Annotated in this window: 9 protein-coding genes; 5 read left to right on the top strand and 4 right to left on the bottom strand. The window is 70.2% G+C overall.

The genetic code is table 11. The annotated features are described in order from the left end of the window. Window positions 1-58 precede the first annotated feature (58 nt). Complete coding sequence (locus ACGFJ2_RS51470; protein WP_393481319.1) at window positions 59-2,554, top strand: polysaccharide lyase family 8 super-sandwich domain-containing protein; 2,496 nt, start codon at window positions 59-61, stop codon at window positions 2,552-2,554. 13 nt (window positions 2,555-2,567) lie between these two features. Here ACGFJ2_RS51470 and ACGFJ2_RS51465 read toward each other — a convergent pair whose 3' ends face one another. After that, on the bottom strand, window positions 2,568-5,639 hold the full coding sequence (locus ACGFJ2_RS51465) for a BTAD domain-containing putative transcriptional regulator (protein ID WP_393481316.1): 3,072 nt from the start codon (window positions 5,637-5,639) through the stop codon (window positions 2,568-2,570). A 268-nt stretch (window positions 5,640-5,907) separates the two neighbouring features. Here ACGFJ2_RS51465 and ACGFJ2_RS51460 point away from each other — a divergent pair, with 268 nt between their 5' ends. After that, a complete protein-coding gene (locus tag ACGFJ2_RS51460) occupies window positions 5,908-6,861 on the top strand; it encodes a winged helix-turn-helix transcriptional regulator (RefSeq protein ID WP_393481314.1) in 954 nt (317 codons plus the stop codon). Here ACGFJ2_RS51460 and ACGFJ2_RS51455 read toward each other — a convergent pair. Beyond that, on the bottom strand, window positions 6,839-8,404 hold the full coding sequence (locus ACGFJ2_RS51455) for a class I adenylate-forming enzyme family protein (protein WP_393481312.1): 1,566 nt from the start codon (window positions 8,402-8,404) through the stop codon (window positions 6,839-6,841). The two genes, ACGFJ2_RS51460 and ACGFJ2_RS51455, sit on opposite strands and share 23 nt — an antisense overlap. A gap of 106 nt (window positions 8,405-8,510) precedes the next feature. Here ACGFJ2_RS51455 and ACGFJ2_RS51450 point away from each other — a divergent pair, with 106 nt between their 5' ends. Then, the gene (locus ACGFJ2_RS51450) at window positions 8,511-9,950 is read left to right on the top strand and encodes a carotenoid oxygenase family protein (RefSeq protein ID WP_393481309.1); all 1,440 of its coding nucleotides are present in this window, start codon (window positions 8,511-8,513) and stop codon (window positions 9,948-9,950) included. After that, window positions 9,947-10,915 carry an LLM class F420-dependent oxidoreductase gene (locus ACGFJ2_RS51445; protein ID WP_393481307.1) on the top strand — a complete coding sequence of 323 codons (969 nt, stop codon included), beginning with the start codon at window positions 9,947-9,949 and terminating at the stop codon, window positions 10,913-10,915. The genes ACGFJ2_RS51450 and ACGFJ2_RS51445 overlap by 4 nt, the downstream gene beginning before the upstream one ends. 27 nt (window positions 10,916-10,942) lie before the next feature. On the opposite strand, the gene ACGFJ2_RS51440 is transcribed toward ACGFJ2_RS51445, so the two are convergent. After that, the gene (locus ACGFJ2_RS51440) at window positions 10,943-11,617 is read right to left on the bottom strand and encodes an expansin EXLX1 family cellulose-binding protein (RefSeq protein WP_393481305.1); all 675 of its coding nucleotides are present in this window, start codon (window positions 11,615-11,617) and stop codon (window positions 10,943-10,945) included. 90 nt (window positions 11,618-11,707) lie between these two features. Further along, complete coding sequence (locus tag ACGFJ2_RS51435) at window positions 11,708-12,484, bottom strand: SDR family oxidoreductase (protein WP_393481302.1); 777 nt, start codon at window positions 12,482-12,484, stop codon at window positions 11,708-11,710. Between the two features lie 136 nt (window positions 12,485-12,620). On the opposite strand from ACGFJ2_RS51435, the gene ACGFJ2_RS51430 reads away from it, so the two are divergent. After that, window positions 12,621-14,618 (top strand): GxGYxYP domain-containing protein, encoded by a 1,998-nt coding sequence (locus ACGFJ2_RS51430; protein WP_393481300.1) that lies wholly within the window; start codon window positions 12,621-12,623, stop codon window positions 14,616-14,618. Window positions 14,619-14,626: the final 8 nt, after the last annotated feature.

Raw genomic sequence — 14,626 nt, 5'->3', positions numbered from 1 at the left:
GATCATGTAGGGTGAGCCCGGCGTATCCTCCGACGGCCTGGAGCCCGCTGTGCCGCACATGTCTCGTCGCCAGGTTCTCTCCCTGCTCCCCGCCGCCGGTCTGCTTGCCGCAGTCTCCCCTTCGTACGCCGCAGCGGGGGTCGATCACGCGCGGCTGCTCGCCAACACCGTGGCGATGTTCGCGGGGACCCCGGAGGTCAACGCCCGGCCCGAGGTGGCCGCCAAGCTCGCGTCGATCCTCAACACCGCCAAGCAACGGCTGACGGCCATGGACAAGGCGGCCGACGGCGAGTTGTTCGCCGGTCTGAGCCTCGGCACCGACGACGCCAACCTGCGGCTGGCCTTCCAATACCTGTACGAGATCGCGCTGGCGACCCGCACGCCCGGCGGCGGGCTCAACGAGGACGCCGCCGCCCAGCGGCGGGTCATCGACGGTCTGCGGTGGTTGCACGAGCGCTACTACGGCGACCAGTCGAAGGGCTACTACGGCAACTGGTTCAACTGGGAGATCGGGATCTCCACCCAGGTGAGCAGGACGCTGGCCCTGCTGGCCGACCGGGTGCGGGAGGAACGGCCCGACCTGACGGCCACCTACATCGCCTCGATGGACGCCTATCTGCGCAACGGCAAGAACGGCGACGTCGACCTCGACTCCCGCTTCCACACCGGGGCGAACCTGGCCGACATCACCGCCAACCGCATTCTGCAGGGCGCGCTCACCGGCGACGACGCCCGTGTCGGCAAGGCCATCACCGACCTGGCCACCGTCTTCGCCACGGTCGACCCCTACAACCTCCAGCACGGGGTCACCGATGGCTACTACCGCGACGGGTCCTTCATCCAGCACGACTCGGTCGCCTACACCGGCTCGTACGGGCGCAGCCTGCTGACCCGGGTCGTACAGACCCTCAAGACGCTTGAGGGCGCGGCGAGCGCCGGCGTCCCCGACCTGCCCGGCGTGGTGTACCGCTGGGTCAACGACGGCTTCGCCCCGCTGATCTTCGAGGGGTGGCTGATGGAGATCGTCAAGGGGCGGGCGGTCTCGCGCACCGGCACCGGCTACGCCGACGTCGGGGTCATCGTGGAGGCCATCGCCGACCTGGCCGACCACGTCACCGCCGCCGAGGCGCTCGCGCTGAAGAAGTACGTCAAGTTCCTGCCGGCCGCCGACACGGCCGCCTTCGCCTCCCCGGTCAGCATCGCCCGTTACGCGGCCATCCGCGCCGACGCCGCCATCCCGGCCGCCGACCTGAACGCGCCCGAGCGCTGCGTGGCGTTCAACGCCATGGACAGGACCGTCCACCGGCGCCCCGGCTACGCCTTCGCCCTGGCCCGCAGCTCCGACCGGATCAGCAAGTACGAGTACATGAGCGGCGAGAACCTCATGCCCTGGTTCCAGGGCGACGGCGCGCACTACCTCTACCTCGCGGGCGAGGACCAGCGCGAGGCCTTCGGCGTCGACTACTACACGGCCGTCTCGCCGTACCGGCTGGCCGGGGTCACCGCGCCGGTGGAGGACCGGCGGACGGTGCCCGAGTTGTACGGCCGACTCTGGTACGAGAACCCTGGCCACCCGCTGAACTTCACCTCCTCCTCGGAGTCCCAGAACACCTACGTGTACTTCCCGCGCGCCGAGAACGCCTTCTCCGGCGGCGCGACACTCGGCGCGTACGGCGTGTCCGGCATGGTCCAGTCCGACGACGCCGCGTACACCGCAAAACAGGCGGGCATCCTGCCCGACGACTTCGTCGCCTACCAGAACGCCCGCGCCACCAAGTCCTGGTTCCTGCTCGACGACGAGATCGTGGTGCTGGCCGCGGGCATCTCCGGCCAGGGCGGCCGCGCGGCGGTGACCACCGTGGACAGCCGCATCGCCGCTCCCGGCGACGCGGTCGCGCTCACCGGCGAGAGCTGGACCGGCCGGCCCTGGCAGACGGGCGACACCACGCCGCCGCGCTGGCTGCGCTACGCCAACGGCACCCGTCGTACGGCGATCGGCTACGCCTTCCTCACCCGGCAGCCCGTCGCGGCCGGGCTGGAGACGGTGACCCGCAGCCGCAGGGTCGTGCGCACGAGCAACCCCGACACCAACGTGACCAAGAACGTCTTCACCGCCTCGGTCACCCACCCCGCCACCGGCGGCGTCACCGCCCTCGCCTACGCCCTGGTCCCGAACGCGACGGAGGCCCGCCTGCGCGGCTACGCGAACGGCCCGCTGACCGTCCTGGCCAACGACCGGCACGTGCAGGCGATCAAGCACAAGACCCTGGGCCTCGTCGCCGCCAACGTCTTCACCGACGGGCCACGGCATGCCGAGCGCCTGCTCATCGACGGCCCCGCCTCGGTCATCGTCCGGTCCGGCAAGCGCACGGTCGTCGCCCTGTCCGACCCGACGATGAAACGCGACCGCGTCACGGTCGTCCTGGCCGGCGCGCCCCTCAGGCTGGACACGGCCGACGAAGGGGTGACGGTACGCCGGGTGCCGGGCGGCACCCTGATCCAGGCGTCGACCCGCCACGCCCACGGCCGCTCCTTCACCGCCACCCTGCGCTAGCCGTTCCCCGGACTCACTTGAGCAGCGGTTCCAGCCGGTCGGCGCAGGGTGTGTGGCCGATCGTGCGGCACAGCCGGAGAGCCTGCTCGGCCGCCCGCCGGGCCTCGGTGCGGTCGCCCCGGTCGTTGTAGAGAGTGGCGAGTTCGGTCAGGGCCGCGAGCTCGGGCAGGCGGTAGGAGTTGAGGTGCGCGGTGTCGCGAGCGAGCAGGGCGACCCGGATGGCGCCCGCCAAGTCGCCGCGGGCGGCGAGGAGACGAGCCCGCGCGACCGCGGCGTAGCTCTGGTGCCACCGTAGATTCGCGGCGCCGCTGAACTCGTCGGTCAGGTCGAGGTGGTCGCTCGCCTCGTCGAGCAGGCCGAGGGGGATCTCGGTATCGGCCAGCGCGATCAGGGCCGCCGCCTCGATGAGCCGGTCTCCCTGGTCGCGGGCAAGGCCGAGGGCGCGAAGCGCCGCCGTGCGGCCGGCCGACCACCGCCCGGTCTCAAAGTACAACCGGCTGAGCCAGGTCTGTGTGTAGGCCGCGCTGCCCGCGCCCAAGGCGCCGGACAGGGTCGCCGCCTCCGTCAGGGCGGATTCCGCTTCGTCGTGGCGGCCCTGGTCTACCAGGATGGAGCCGAGATCGCGCAGGTCATTCGCCTCCGCGTAGGCCAGTCCGTGCCTGCGGCTCAGGCTGAGCGCCTCTCGCCGGCAGCGCTCCGCGCTCTTCAGCTGACCCAGGTGGTGATACTGCATGCCGAGCCTGTTGAGGGTGCGGTTGCGTCCGACGACCGAGCCGAGCTCCGTGAAGAGGTCGGCCGCACGGCGGTTGTAGACGATCGCCTGCTCGAGGTGGCCCGTCCATTCCAGGGCCCAGCTCAGGCTCGCCCAGGACTCGGCCATACCTTCCCGCCAGCCGCACGCGGTGGCGATATTGGCGGCCTGTTCGAGATGGTGGACGGCCTCCTCGCTGCGAACCGCACGGAACAAGCTCTTGCCTATCGCGTAATGCAACATGGCTTGCATAGCAGGCATATCAGTCTGCTCGGCGGCGGCGAGCAGGGTCGGTGCGATCTCCAGCCATTCGCCGTGGCGGCCGGTGCTGTTGCAGATGATCGACACCTGCTCCGCCAGCCGCCAGGTCCCGGGATCGGGATCGCGGCGGGCCGCCCGCGCGAGCGCGGCCACCAGGTTGGAGACCTCTTCGGCGCTGGGCGGGACCGGCGAACCGGTCACCGGTGAGGCGTGCCCCGGCAGCCGGATCTCGTCAGGGGCGCACCAGGCGGCGATGGCGTCGCCAAGGCGCAGATAGTGGTCGAACAACCGGCTCCAGGCGGCGTCGCGATCCGGGTCGCCGCCGACCTCCACGCCGGCGTAGAGCCGTACCAGGTCGTGGAGCCTGAACCGGCCGGCGCGATGGTGCTCGACCAGGTGGGCCGCGGCCAGGACCTTGACCGCCGTACGCGCCTCGGCGAGCGGCACGCCGGCGGCCGACGCCACCGCCTCGACGGTGAAGTCCGGCCCCGGCATGAGCCCCAGCACGCGGAAGACTCGCTGGTCGGCCGCCGAGAGCGCGCGGTAGGACATGGAGAAGGCGAGAGTGACGGGGTTGTGGTCGGTTCCGTCGACGGTGAGACCGGTCAGCGGGTCTCCCGCGGTCAGCTCGCTCACCACGGCCGCGGTCCCGCTCCATGGGGTGGCGGCGTTGGCCGCCGCGATGCGCAGCGCGAGCGGCAGGCCGCCGCAGAGCCGGACGAGGTCGGCGCGGGCCGCCGCTTCCGACGGGCTGTCAGCGGGGCCCAGCATGCCGCCGACCAGGGCGAGGGCGTCCCGTTCGGGAAGAGCGCCGAGCGAGCGCTGCTCGGCCCCCGCCTGCGCCACCAGTTCGCCCAGGTGCTGACGGCTGGTCACCAGCGCCGCTCCCGACGGCGGCAGCAGCGGGTCGATCTGCTCCGCCGAGCGGGCGTTGTCCAGGACCAGCAGCACCGTACGCTCGGCGAGCAGCGAACGGTAGAGGCCGAGCTGCGCGTCGAAGCCGCCGGGCGCCTGCGAGGGATCGACGCCGAGGGAGAGCAGGAGCCGGGCCAGGGCCGCGGCCGTGGTCAGGGGTTCGTGTTCGGCGTCGTAGCCGCGCAGGTCGACATAGAGCTGGCCGGAGGGGAAACGGCTCTTCGCGCGGTGGGCCCAGTGCAGGGCCAGCGCGGTCTTGCCCGTACCGGCCGTTCCCGTGAGTACGCACACCGCGCCGCTGGCGTCCAACGCGTCGTCCAGCCACGCCAGCTCGCGCTCGCGCCCGGCGAAGCCACGGATGTCACGGGGCAGCTCGGCGGGACGCGCGGGACGTACGGTCTGGATCGTCTGCCCTGCTTCGTCCTGTCCTGCCTGGTCGGTCAGGAGCTGCTGGTGCAGCTCCCGCAGCGTCTGACCCGGCTCGATGCCCAGCTCGTCGACCAGCCGATTGCGGGTGTCCCTGAAGACCGCCAGCGCCTCGGATCGGCGTTCGCACCGGTGCAGCGCCAGCATGAGCTGCCCCTGCAGGCGTTCGCGCAGGGGGTGCTCGGCCGCCGCCGTACGGAGTTCGGCCACGATCTCGCTGTGGCGGCCCAACGCCAGCTCGGCCTCGAACAGCTCCTCCAGCGCGCCGACCCGGCGATCTTCCAGCCCGGGGCGTTCCTGCTCGATCAGCAGCTCGCCGGCGCCGCCGAGCGCGGACCCGCGCCACAGCGCCACCGCCGCACGCAACCGCCGCGCCGCGGCCTCGGGGCGACCGCCGGCCAGATCCTCCCAGGCGGCAGCCCTGAGCTGCTCGAACACCTCCAGGTCGACCTCGCCGCCGCCGGTGTGGATGCGGTAACCGGTGCCGACGCGGCTGATCAGCCCCCTGCCCAGCAGCGCCCGCAACTCGTGGACATAGACCTGTAATCGGCCGACGGCGGTGCGCGGGGCGTGTTCCCCCCACACCAGGAACATCAGCCGGTCGTCCGACACCGTGCGGTTCGCGTTCAACAACAGCGCGGCCAGCACGGTGCGCTGCTTCGGCGAGCCCAACTCGATCGGACCGCCGGGCCCGTCTACCGAGACCGGCCCCAGTATCCGATAGTGCTGCACTCCTGCCCCCTGTGCACCCCATGTTACGCCTAGCGATCTCCGCCGTCCGTCAGCTTCGGAATCAGAACGGAAGAAAAGCGGAAGAGCTGCCTCGTATGGTCCTCCGACTGAACAACGTGCATTGCGGTTGAGCGTCTCGGCGCAGGCCCTGGACCGTCCGGCGGGGGCGCCGGTCAGGGAGTGCCGCGCCGAGACGCTCGGATGGCTTTTTTCAGAGAGAGCGGCCGTCACCGAAGTGACAGGTCGGCGCGGAACGGGGGCAGAGCGGGTGACGGAAGCGGAGCGGCCCAGCGCGATCGGGCAGGCGCTGCTGGCGATCAGCGATCAGTGGAACTTGCTGATCCTTCAGCGGGCCTTCCTCCTGCGCATCCGGCGCTTCGCCGACTGGCGGGACGAACTGGGGATGTCCGAGTCGGTGCTGGCGAGCCGGCTGAAGGAACTGGTCGCGGGGGAGTTGCTGCGTCCGGCCCCTTACCGGGAGCAAGGTCGTACCCGCACCGAATACCGGCTGACCGAGCGCGCGATCGAGCTGTGGCCGATGCTGGTGGAGATCTGGTCATGGGAGCGCAGGTGGGTGCCGGACCGCCAAGGGCTGTCGGAGCTGACGCACGACGTCTGCGGCAACCGTACCGACGTGGAGCTGGGCTGCGCGGGCTGCGGCCAGGCGCCGGTCGCCGCCCATGACGCCGAGATCGTGCGGGGCGTGGCCACCTTCGCCCAGGTGGCGGTGCCGCGCCATCACCGCAGGACCCTGCGCGGCAAGGCCGCCGCTGACCCGCTGTCGTACTTCCCCGAGACCTTCGACCTGCTGGGCGATCGCTGGAGCACGGTGATACTCGCGGCCGCCTTCCTCGGCACCCGGCGCTTCGCCGACTTCCGGTCGGAGCTCGACGTGGCCCCGTCGGTGCTGTCCAACCGGCTGCGTCGGTTCAGGGAGCTGGGCGTGCTCGTGGTGGAAGAGCCCGGGTATCAGCTGACCGACAAGGGCCTGGACTTCTTCGGCATCTTCGCCTACGTCGTCGACTGGGCGCAGCGGTGGTACACCGGCCCGCCGGACACCGACCTGCGCGTCACCCATCGCGCGTGCGGTCAGCCGTACCGCCCGTGCCCGCGGTGCCGCTCGTGCGGTGAGGAGCTCAGCCGTACCGAGGTGCACTTCGCCGTCCCTGAGGGACGGTTTCCGTCGCCCCGGACGCGGATCACAGTTTCAGCTCCCGCTTGAGGATCTTGCCGACGGGGTTGCGCGGCAGCGCCTCGACGATCTCCAGCCGCTCGGGGAGCTTGTAGGAGGCGATGCCCTGGTCCCTGAGGAAACCGACGACCGACTCGAGGTCGATCTCGCCCTTGGGCACCACGACCGCGCAGACCTTCTCGCCGAGCACGTCGTCGGGGTAGCCGGCGACCGCCGCCTCGGCGACCGAAGGGTGGCCGGCGAGCAGGGCTTCCAACTCGGCGGGGGCGATGTTCATGCCTCCCCGGATGATGATGTCCTTCGCGCGGTCGACATAGCGCAGGTACTGCCCCCGGTCGCCGGCGATCTCGAAGAGGTCTCCCGTCTTGAGGTAGCCGTCCTCGTCGAACGGGTCCACCGATGCCGTGCCCCGCAGGTAGCCCGCGAAGACCGTGGGACCGCTCAGGTACAGCTCGCCGGGGACTCCCGGCTCGGTGATCTCCTTCCCGTCCGGCGCGACCAGCCTGGTACGCACGCGATCGAGCAGCTCAGGCGCCCCCGGCGCGCCCGGCCGCGGGAAGAAACGGGCGCGGACCTCCGGGTCGGGCATGTGGGCGGGGTCCGACAGCAGGGCGATGCCCTCGTTCGAGCCGAAGAAGTTGATGATCGCGATGCCGTGCTCGTCCTGCCAGCCGCGCACCATCGGCGGCGGCAACGGGGCGGCGCCCGAGCCGATCCGGGTGAGCGAGGAGATGTCGGCCCTGGCCAGGATTGCCTTCTCGCGCAGCAGGAGGGTGAGCAGCGCGGGCGGAGCCAGGGTGTAGGTGACCCGCTCGGCCGCAATCTGGGCCAGGTAAGTGGGCAGATCGAAGGGGTGGTGCTGGACGAGCAGCGCGCCGACCCGCAGCCATGGCAGGAAGACGCCGCCGATGCCGGCCATGTTCACCATCGGGAATGGGTTGAGGATCACGTCCTGGCCGGTGAGCGCGGGCGCGGCCGTACAGATCGCCTCGACCGCGAGCCAGTCGTAGTGGCACCTCGGCACGCCCTTGGGAGTGGCCTCGGTGCCGGAGGTCCAGCAGATCGTCACCCGCTCGGCGGGGTCGGCCGCCCGCCGCGGCACCTCGTCGCCGGTCACGCCTTCCAGGTCGTCCGGCCACGACAGTGTCGGGGTGCCCTCCGGCGCTCTGGACTCCCGGCCCGTGACCAGTAGCCCGGCGCCGGACAGGGGCAGCAGCTGGGCCAGCTCGTACGCGCGGTACTGCACCGGGAACGGCGTGACGGTCGCGCCGAGCCGGACCGTCGCGAGGAAACTCACCGCCAGCTCGACGCTGTTGGGCAGTTGTACGGCCACCACGTCGCCGGGACCGACCCCGTGTGCGCGCAGTACCCCGGCCACCCGGTCGACCTCCGCGCCGAGCTGTCCCCAGGTCAGCCGTTTCACCGGACCCTCAAGCATTTTGTTCAGCGGGTCCACGATCGCCGTGTCGTCGGGCCGGGCCGCCACCTGCGTCCTGAGGAGCTGGTCGATCGTGTCACCGGTCCACCAGCCCTTGGCGGTGTAGCGGGCGATCTGTTCGGCGGAATGCGTCATTACGACTCCCGTCCGTGGGGTGGTGGCCGCAACACTAGAAAGCGGAAATGAGGCCGTCAACGCCCGGATATTGACGCCTGAATTTGCTTTTCATAGCTTCCAGGGCATGGCCGACATTGTCGTGATGACGGATGAATCGGGCGAGCCAAACCCATACCTGCTGGGCGTCTACGCCCCGGTCCAGGATGAGATCACCGCGGACGAGCTCACGGTGATCGGGCGGATTCCCGCGGACCTCAACGGCGTCTACCTCCGCAACGGTCCCAACGCCCGCTTTCCGGTGACGGGCCGATACCACTGGTTCGACGGCGACGGCATGGTGCACGCCGTGCACTTCGAGAACGGCCGGGCCCGCTACCGCAACCGCTGGGTGCGTACCAGGGCCTTCGAGGCGGAGTCGGCCGCCGGCCGCTCGCTCTGGACCGGCGTGATGGAGAACCCGAAGGGCAACCCGTTCGGCAACGCGCGCGGCCTGCCCTTCAAGGACACGGCCAACACCGATGTGATCTTCCATCGGGGCAGGGTGCTGGCCTCGTGGTATCTGTGCGGCGCGCCGTACAGTCTGGACCCGCTCTCGCTGGAGACCCTCGGCGTCGACACCTTCCTCGACACGCTCAACGGTGACTTCATGGCGCATCCCAAGGTGGACGAGCGCACCGGAGAGCTGTTCTGGTTCGACTACGGCCCGCGCCCGCCGTACCTGCGCTATGGCGTGGTCGGGCCCGGCGGCGGCGTCGAGCACAGCGTGGAACTGGACCTGCCGGGGGCGCGGCTGCCGCACGACATGGCGATCACGCGGAACCACGCGATCCTCATGGACCTGCCGCTCTACCAGGACCTCGACGCCGCCCGGCAGGGCCGCTACAAGCTGACCTTCGACCGGGAGCTGCCCGCCCGCTTCGGGGTGCTCCCACGACGCGGTCAGGCGGACGAGATCCGCTGGTTCGAGGCGAAGCCGTGCTACATCTACCACGTCGTCAACGCCTGGGAGGAGGGCGACGAGATCGTCCTGGACGTCTGCCGGGTCTCACGCCCGGCGCCGTCCAGTACCGGCTCGCCGCTGGCGCGGATGATCTCCTATCTGAAGCTCGACGCGCGGATGTACCGCTACCGCTTCGACCTGCGGACCGGCCGCACCTCGGAGGAGTACGTGGACGCCGACCACAACACCGAGTTCCCCTCGATCGACACGCGCTCCACCGGCCACCCCACGCGGTACGCCTACAACGTCACCGTGGCCGACGCCGAGACCAACCTCTTCGACGGCCTGGTCCGCTACGACAACGTCACCGGCGCCAAGGAGACCTACTCCTACGGCCCCGGCCAGTACGGCAGCGAGGCGCCCTTCGCCCCCCGTGACGGCTCGACCGGCGAGGACGACGGTTACCTGGTCAGCTTCGTCACCGACGAGCGGGAGGGCCGCTCCGAGGTGCAGATCCTGCACGCCGCCCGGATCTCCGAGGGCCCGATCGCCCGCGTGCTGCTGCCGCAGCGGGTCCCGCTCGGCTTCCACGCCACCTGGGTACGGGCAGAGCAGCTGGCGTGAATCCTTCGCTGACGGTCTCCCTCGGGCTGTGGCAGGATCGGCCCGCGCAAGAGGCCCTGCTGACGGCCCGCGCCGCCGACGAGCTGGGTTATCGGTCGCTCTGGATCGGCGAGATGGCCACCTATGACGCCTTCGCCCTGGCCACCGCCGTCGGGTTGGCCACCTCGCGGATCGGTCTCACCATCGGCCCGCTGGCGGTGTCCGTACGCGATCCGATGATGATCGCCATGGGGGCCGCCTCGGTCGCCGCGCTGACCGGACGGCAGGTGGACGTCGCCGTGGGCACCTCCAGCCCGCTCGTCGTGGAGGGCTGGCACGGGCGTTCGCGCGCCCGCTCCGCGACCGCGCTGCGGGAATCCGTCGAGGCCCTCCGGCCACTGCTGGCCGGCGAGCGCTCCGACTTCACCGGAACGAGCGTGTCGAGCAACGGCTATCGCCTCCGGCTGCCCGCCCCGCGCTCGCGACTGTCGGTCGCGGCCTTCGGGCCGTCGGCCGTCCGGACCGCCGCCCTGGCCGACCGCATGGTGCTCAACCTGATCACGCCTGCCTCGGCCGGACGGCTGGTCGCCCAGTTGCGCGCCGTCAATCCGGCCACGTCCGTGGCCGCCTGGGTCACCGCCGCCGTGGACCCCGACCGCGAGGCCATCGATCGCATCCGGCGGGCGGTGGTCGGGTACTTACCCGCTCCCGGGTACGGCGAGATGTTCGCCGAGGCGGGCTTCGCCGACGTCGTCGCGTTCGCACGCACCCGGCCGCATCCCCGGGAGCTGTTCGCCGCGGTGCCTGACGAACTGGTCGCCTCGGTTTCGCTGCTCGGCGACGTGGACGCGGTCGGTGCGCGGTTGTCGGCCTATGCGGCGGCCGGGGTGGAGGAGATCGCCCTGGTGCCGGTGAGCACAGACCGCGACCCCGGCGGCGCGGCCACACTCAAGGCTCTGGACGGGCTTAAGACCGCTGATCGGTAGGGCGTAGTCCGTTTCTGTGGCTCGTCGTCAGTACATTTTTGTGGTGCTGCGCTGGACGGCGGCGGGGGACAGGCGGACGCCGTTGGCCGTGACCCGGTGGCCGCGGGTGTCGGTGACCCGCACGGAGAAGGGGCCCTGGCCCGCGCCGGACTCGGCGATCCAGTAGTTGAAGTTGGCGCGGGCGAGCTTGCGCCAGGTGCCGCCGGTGGACTTCACCTCGACCGAGGTGAGCGGGTTGCCGTGGTCGATGACCAGCAGCGCCAGCCACCACTGCGACGATCCCTCCTTGACGCGGAAGGAGAGCGGCTGGCCGACCTTCGGGTTGGCGACCGGGCGGTAGGTGACGCCCACCAGGCCCTTGGCGGGGTCCGCGACGCGGGCGAAGGCCGTACGGCTCAGGTCGATGTGTCCCGCCTGGCACTCCGGGCACTGGTCGACGACCTTGACCCGGACTGTCCCCTTCGGTCCGGTGACGTCCAGGTAGCCGCCGCAGGCAGCGGCGGCGGCGTACTCACCGGGGGAGAGCGCGACATAGAGGTCGCCGGCGGGACGTGACGGATACGAGCAGTTGCCGCCTCCCGATTGGAGCTCATATAAGGTCGCCTGCCCCTTGGTCGCCTGCGCTGGTTGCGCGAGGGCGGGGGCGGAAAGGAGCGAGGTCGCGGCGAGCGCGGCGGTGAGAACGGCGGGTAAGCGTCGCATCCGTGGTGTTCCTCTCGTAAGGGACGGATGTGACAGTAGCGAAAAGAGTGGATCTCAGTACGATAAAGCGTCATATATCGTCGGAGGCTGTCACGTGAACAGCAGGCCGCCATTGACGTCGATGGTCGCGCCCGTGATGGCCTTGGCGTGGTCGGAGGCCAGGTAGATGACGGCGCGGGCCACGTCCTCCTCCGTGGCGATGCGACGCAGCGCCATCGCCGAGACGTCGCGCGCGAGGATCTCCTCGAACGCGACGCCTTCCGCCGCCGCCCGGGTGCGCATCCAGTCGTCAAGCAGCTCGCTGGCGATCCAGCCGGGCGCGACGCAGTTCACTCGTACGCCATGCGGCCCGAGCTCGTCGGCCAGGCAGTGTGACAGCAGGTGCGCGGCGGCCTTGCCCGCGGCGTAGTCGCTGCGCCCCGCGTAGCCCGTACGGGACGACATGGAGGTGATGTTGACGATCGACCCGGAGCCCTGGGCCACCATGTGCGGCGCGATGAACCGGCAGGCCAGCAGCGTGCCGTAACCGCCCGTCTCGACGGCCCCGCGCCAGCTCTCCAGGTCGTCGACGGACATGTCGAGTACGTTCCTGCGGTGCGAGCCGGGGAAGGCGGCGTTGACCAGCACGTCCACCCGGCCGAACCGCTCGATCACCGTGTCGGCCAGCCGCCGTACGTCGTCGATCCGCGTCACGTCGGCGGGTACGGCCAGCACGCCCGGCACCTCGTCGGCCGTCTTCGCCACGGTCGCGGCGGTACGGGCGGCCACGACGACCCTGGCGCCCTCCTCGCTCAACAGCCCCGCCAGCGTCCGCCCCAGCCCGGGACCCGCCCCAGTGACGACCGCGACCTTGCCCTCCAGCAGCACGCGTTGACTCTACCAAGCGTTTGCTCGTTACTCGCCGTATTTACACCATGGACAACATTTCGTCAGCCGGTTAAGTTCGCTGCGAGATGACAACGATGTCAGTCCCGGTCCCTCCAGTAAGGAGCAGCGATCGCTGATGGTGTCACGACGTACTTTCCTGTGGGCGAATGGCGTGGTCCTCGCGGCCGGCGGCCTCGGAATCACACTCCCCAGCCCGGCCGCCGCCTCAACTCGAGTCCCCCTTCTGCCGAACTTCGGCCGTCCCACCCGGCTCGATTTCGCCGACGTCAGCACGCTTCACGGAAACGACCAGTTGCTGCTGACCACCCTCCAGGGAATCGTCAACCGGCGGCAGCCGCGTCTCTACTTCAACTACGACAGTGCCAATTACGACCTGCGCTGGCTGGCCGGCACCGGCGCCGCGGTAACGCGCCATGACCGGCCGCTCGACCTCGTCGCCCGCTACAAGAACGAGGTGCGCGGAGCGATCGTGCACGACCCCGCCGTGCCCGATTCCGTGAATGTCGCCACCACGCTGGCCGGGCTGGAGAACGCCGTCGCCGCCACCGCCGAGCAGGCGAGCCAGTACGGCCTCAGAATCATCACCGACCTGCGTGGGCGTTTCAAAGCCGACGACATTCTGGGGACGTACCGATGGCAGCTCGACCACCTTTTTCCCCGCTGCACGCACGCGCTGCTCACCGGACTCCCGCCGACCAGGACGGTACGCGTCGACGGCGTTCAGTGGCGCGAGATCGCCCGCGAGAGCGAGCGCATTCGTGACTCCGCCAACAGGGCGGTCCGCACCTTCGACCTGAGCCAGGAGCTTTCCGGCCAGGACGGCGTGTATCTGCGTTTCCAGGATTCCCTCGGCGACGACGGCTGGGGCGCCTCGGTCGGCTCGGTGAAGGTGCAGGCCGACGGCAAGGAGATCGTGTCCTTCATCCCGGGTACGGAGGCCGAGGCCCCGTACCTGTTCGACGGCCTCAATTCTTCCATCGGCGGGGACGCCAACCGTTTCTCCGACGGCGGCGGTTACTTCATCTACCGATTCACCGCACCGGCCGGGACCCAGCAGCTCCTGGTCGAGGTCGACCTGTGGAACCAATACCTGGTCACGGCCGCCACCACCGCGCCCACTCGGGTGGAGCCCTTCCCGTATTTCCGGGACTACGCGGCGGCGATGCGCGCGATGGTGTTCTGGTTGCCGCCCTCGGGGGAGACGGGCAAGTTACTCGACGAGATTCTCAGCAAGGTGAAGCCCACCACCCCTTATGCGGGCTGGTTCTCCAATGACGTGGCGGGTGAATGGGGTGGCGTGGACCGCGCCTCACAGCACGCGGTCGAAGTGGTGCCCGCCGACTACTACATGAACGCCACCGTGCACGCGGGCGTCGCCGCGAAGGTCTCCAATCGCGTACGACCGAGACCGGCGGCCACGTTACGCAACCGCGTCTACCTCACCCTCACTTTCGGCGAGGGCGACAACATCCAGTACTGCCAGCGCAGAATGCGCGAACTCTGGGACGACCCGAAACGCGGCGCCGTGCCGGTGAACTGGACCGTCAGCCCCCTGCTGGCCGACATCGGCCCCGCGCTCCTGGCGTACTACCAGCGCACGGCCACCGCCAACGACCTGCTGATCTCGGGCCCCTCCGGCGCCGGCTACACCTACCCGGGATCCTGGCCGACCAAGGACCTGGACGCCTACACCGAACTCAGCGGCCGCTTCCTGCGCGACACCGGCATGGACCTGGTCTACGCCTACAACTATCGCAACCCGGAGAACACCGGCTGGGTGGCGTTCGACGAGCGCATCGCCGGCTCGTACCGAAAGAACACCCCGGTGCGCGGCATCATCCAATCCTGGGAAAGCGGCGACCTGCGGACCCGCCTGGCCGGCATCCCGCTGATCGGCAATTACTCCCCTCAGGGAAAGGCCCGGGAATATCGCGACACGCTGCAGAAGCACATCGAGGGCTGGGACGGGAAATCACCGCTGTTCATCGCGGGCGCGATCAACGCCTGGAACTGGACACCGGCCGACGTCGCCGAGCTCGGCACCCTGCTCACCGACCCCTTTGAGATCGTCCGCGGCGACACCTTCTTCAAACTGCTGAACGACGACCACTGATCCGGCTG

The sequence above is a fragment of the Nonomuraea sp. NPDC049028 genome, assembly GCF_043197735.1.
Lineage (GTDB): Bacteria > Actinomycetota > Actinomycetes > Streptosporangiales > Streptosporangiaceae > Nonomuraea.
This window is presented reverse-complemented; position numbering and strand designations above follow the sequence as displayed.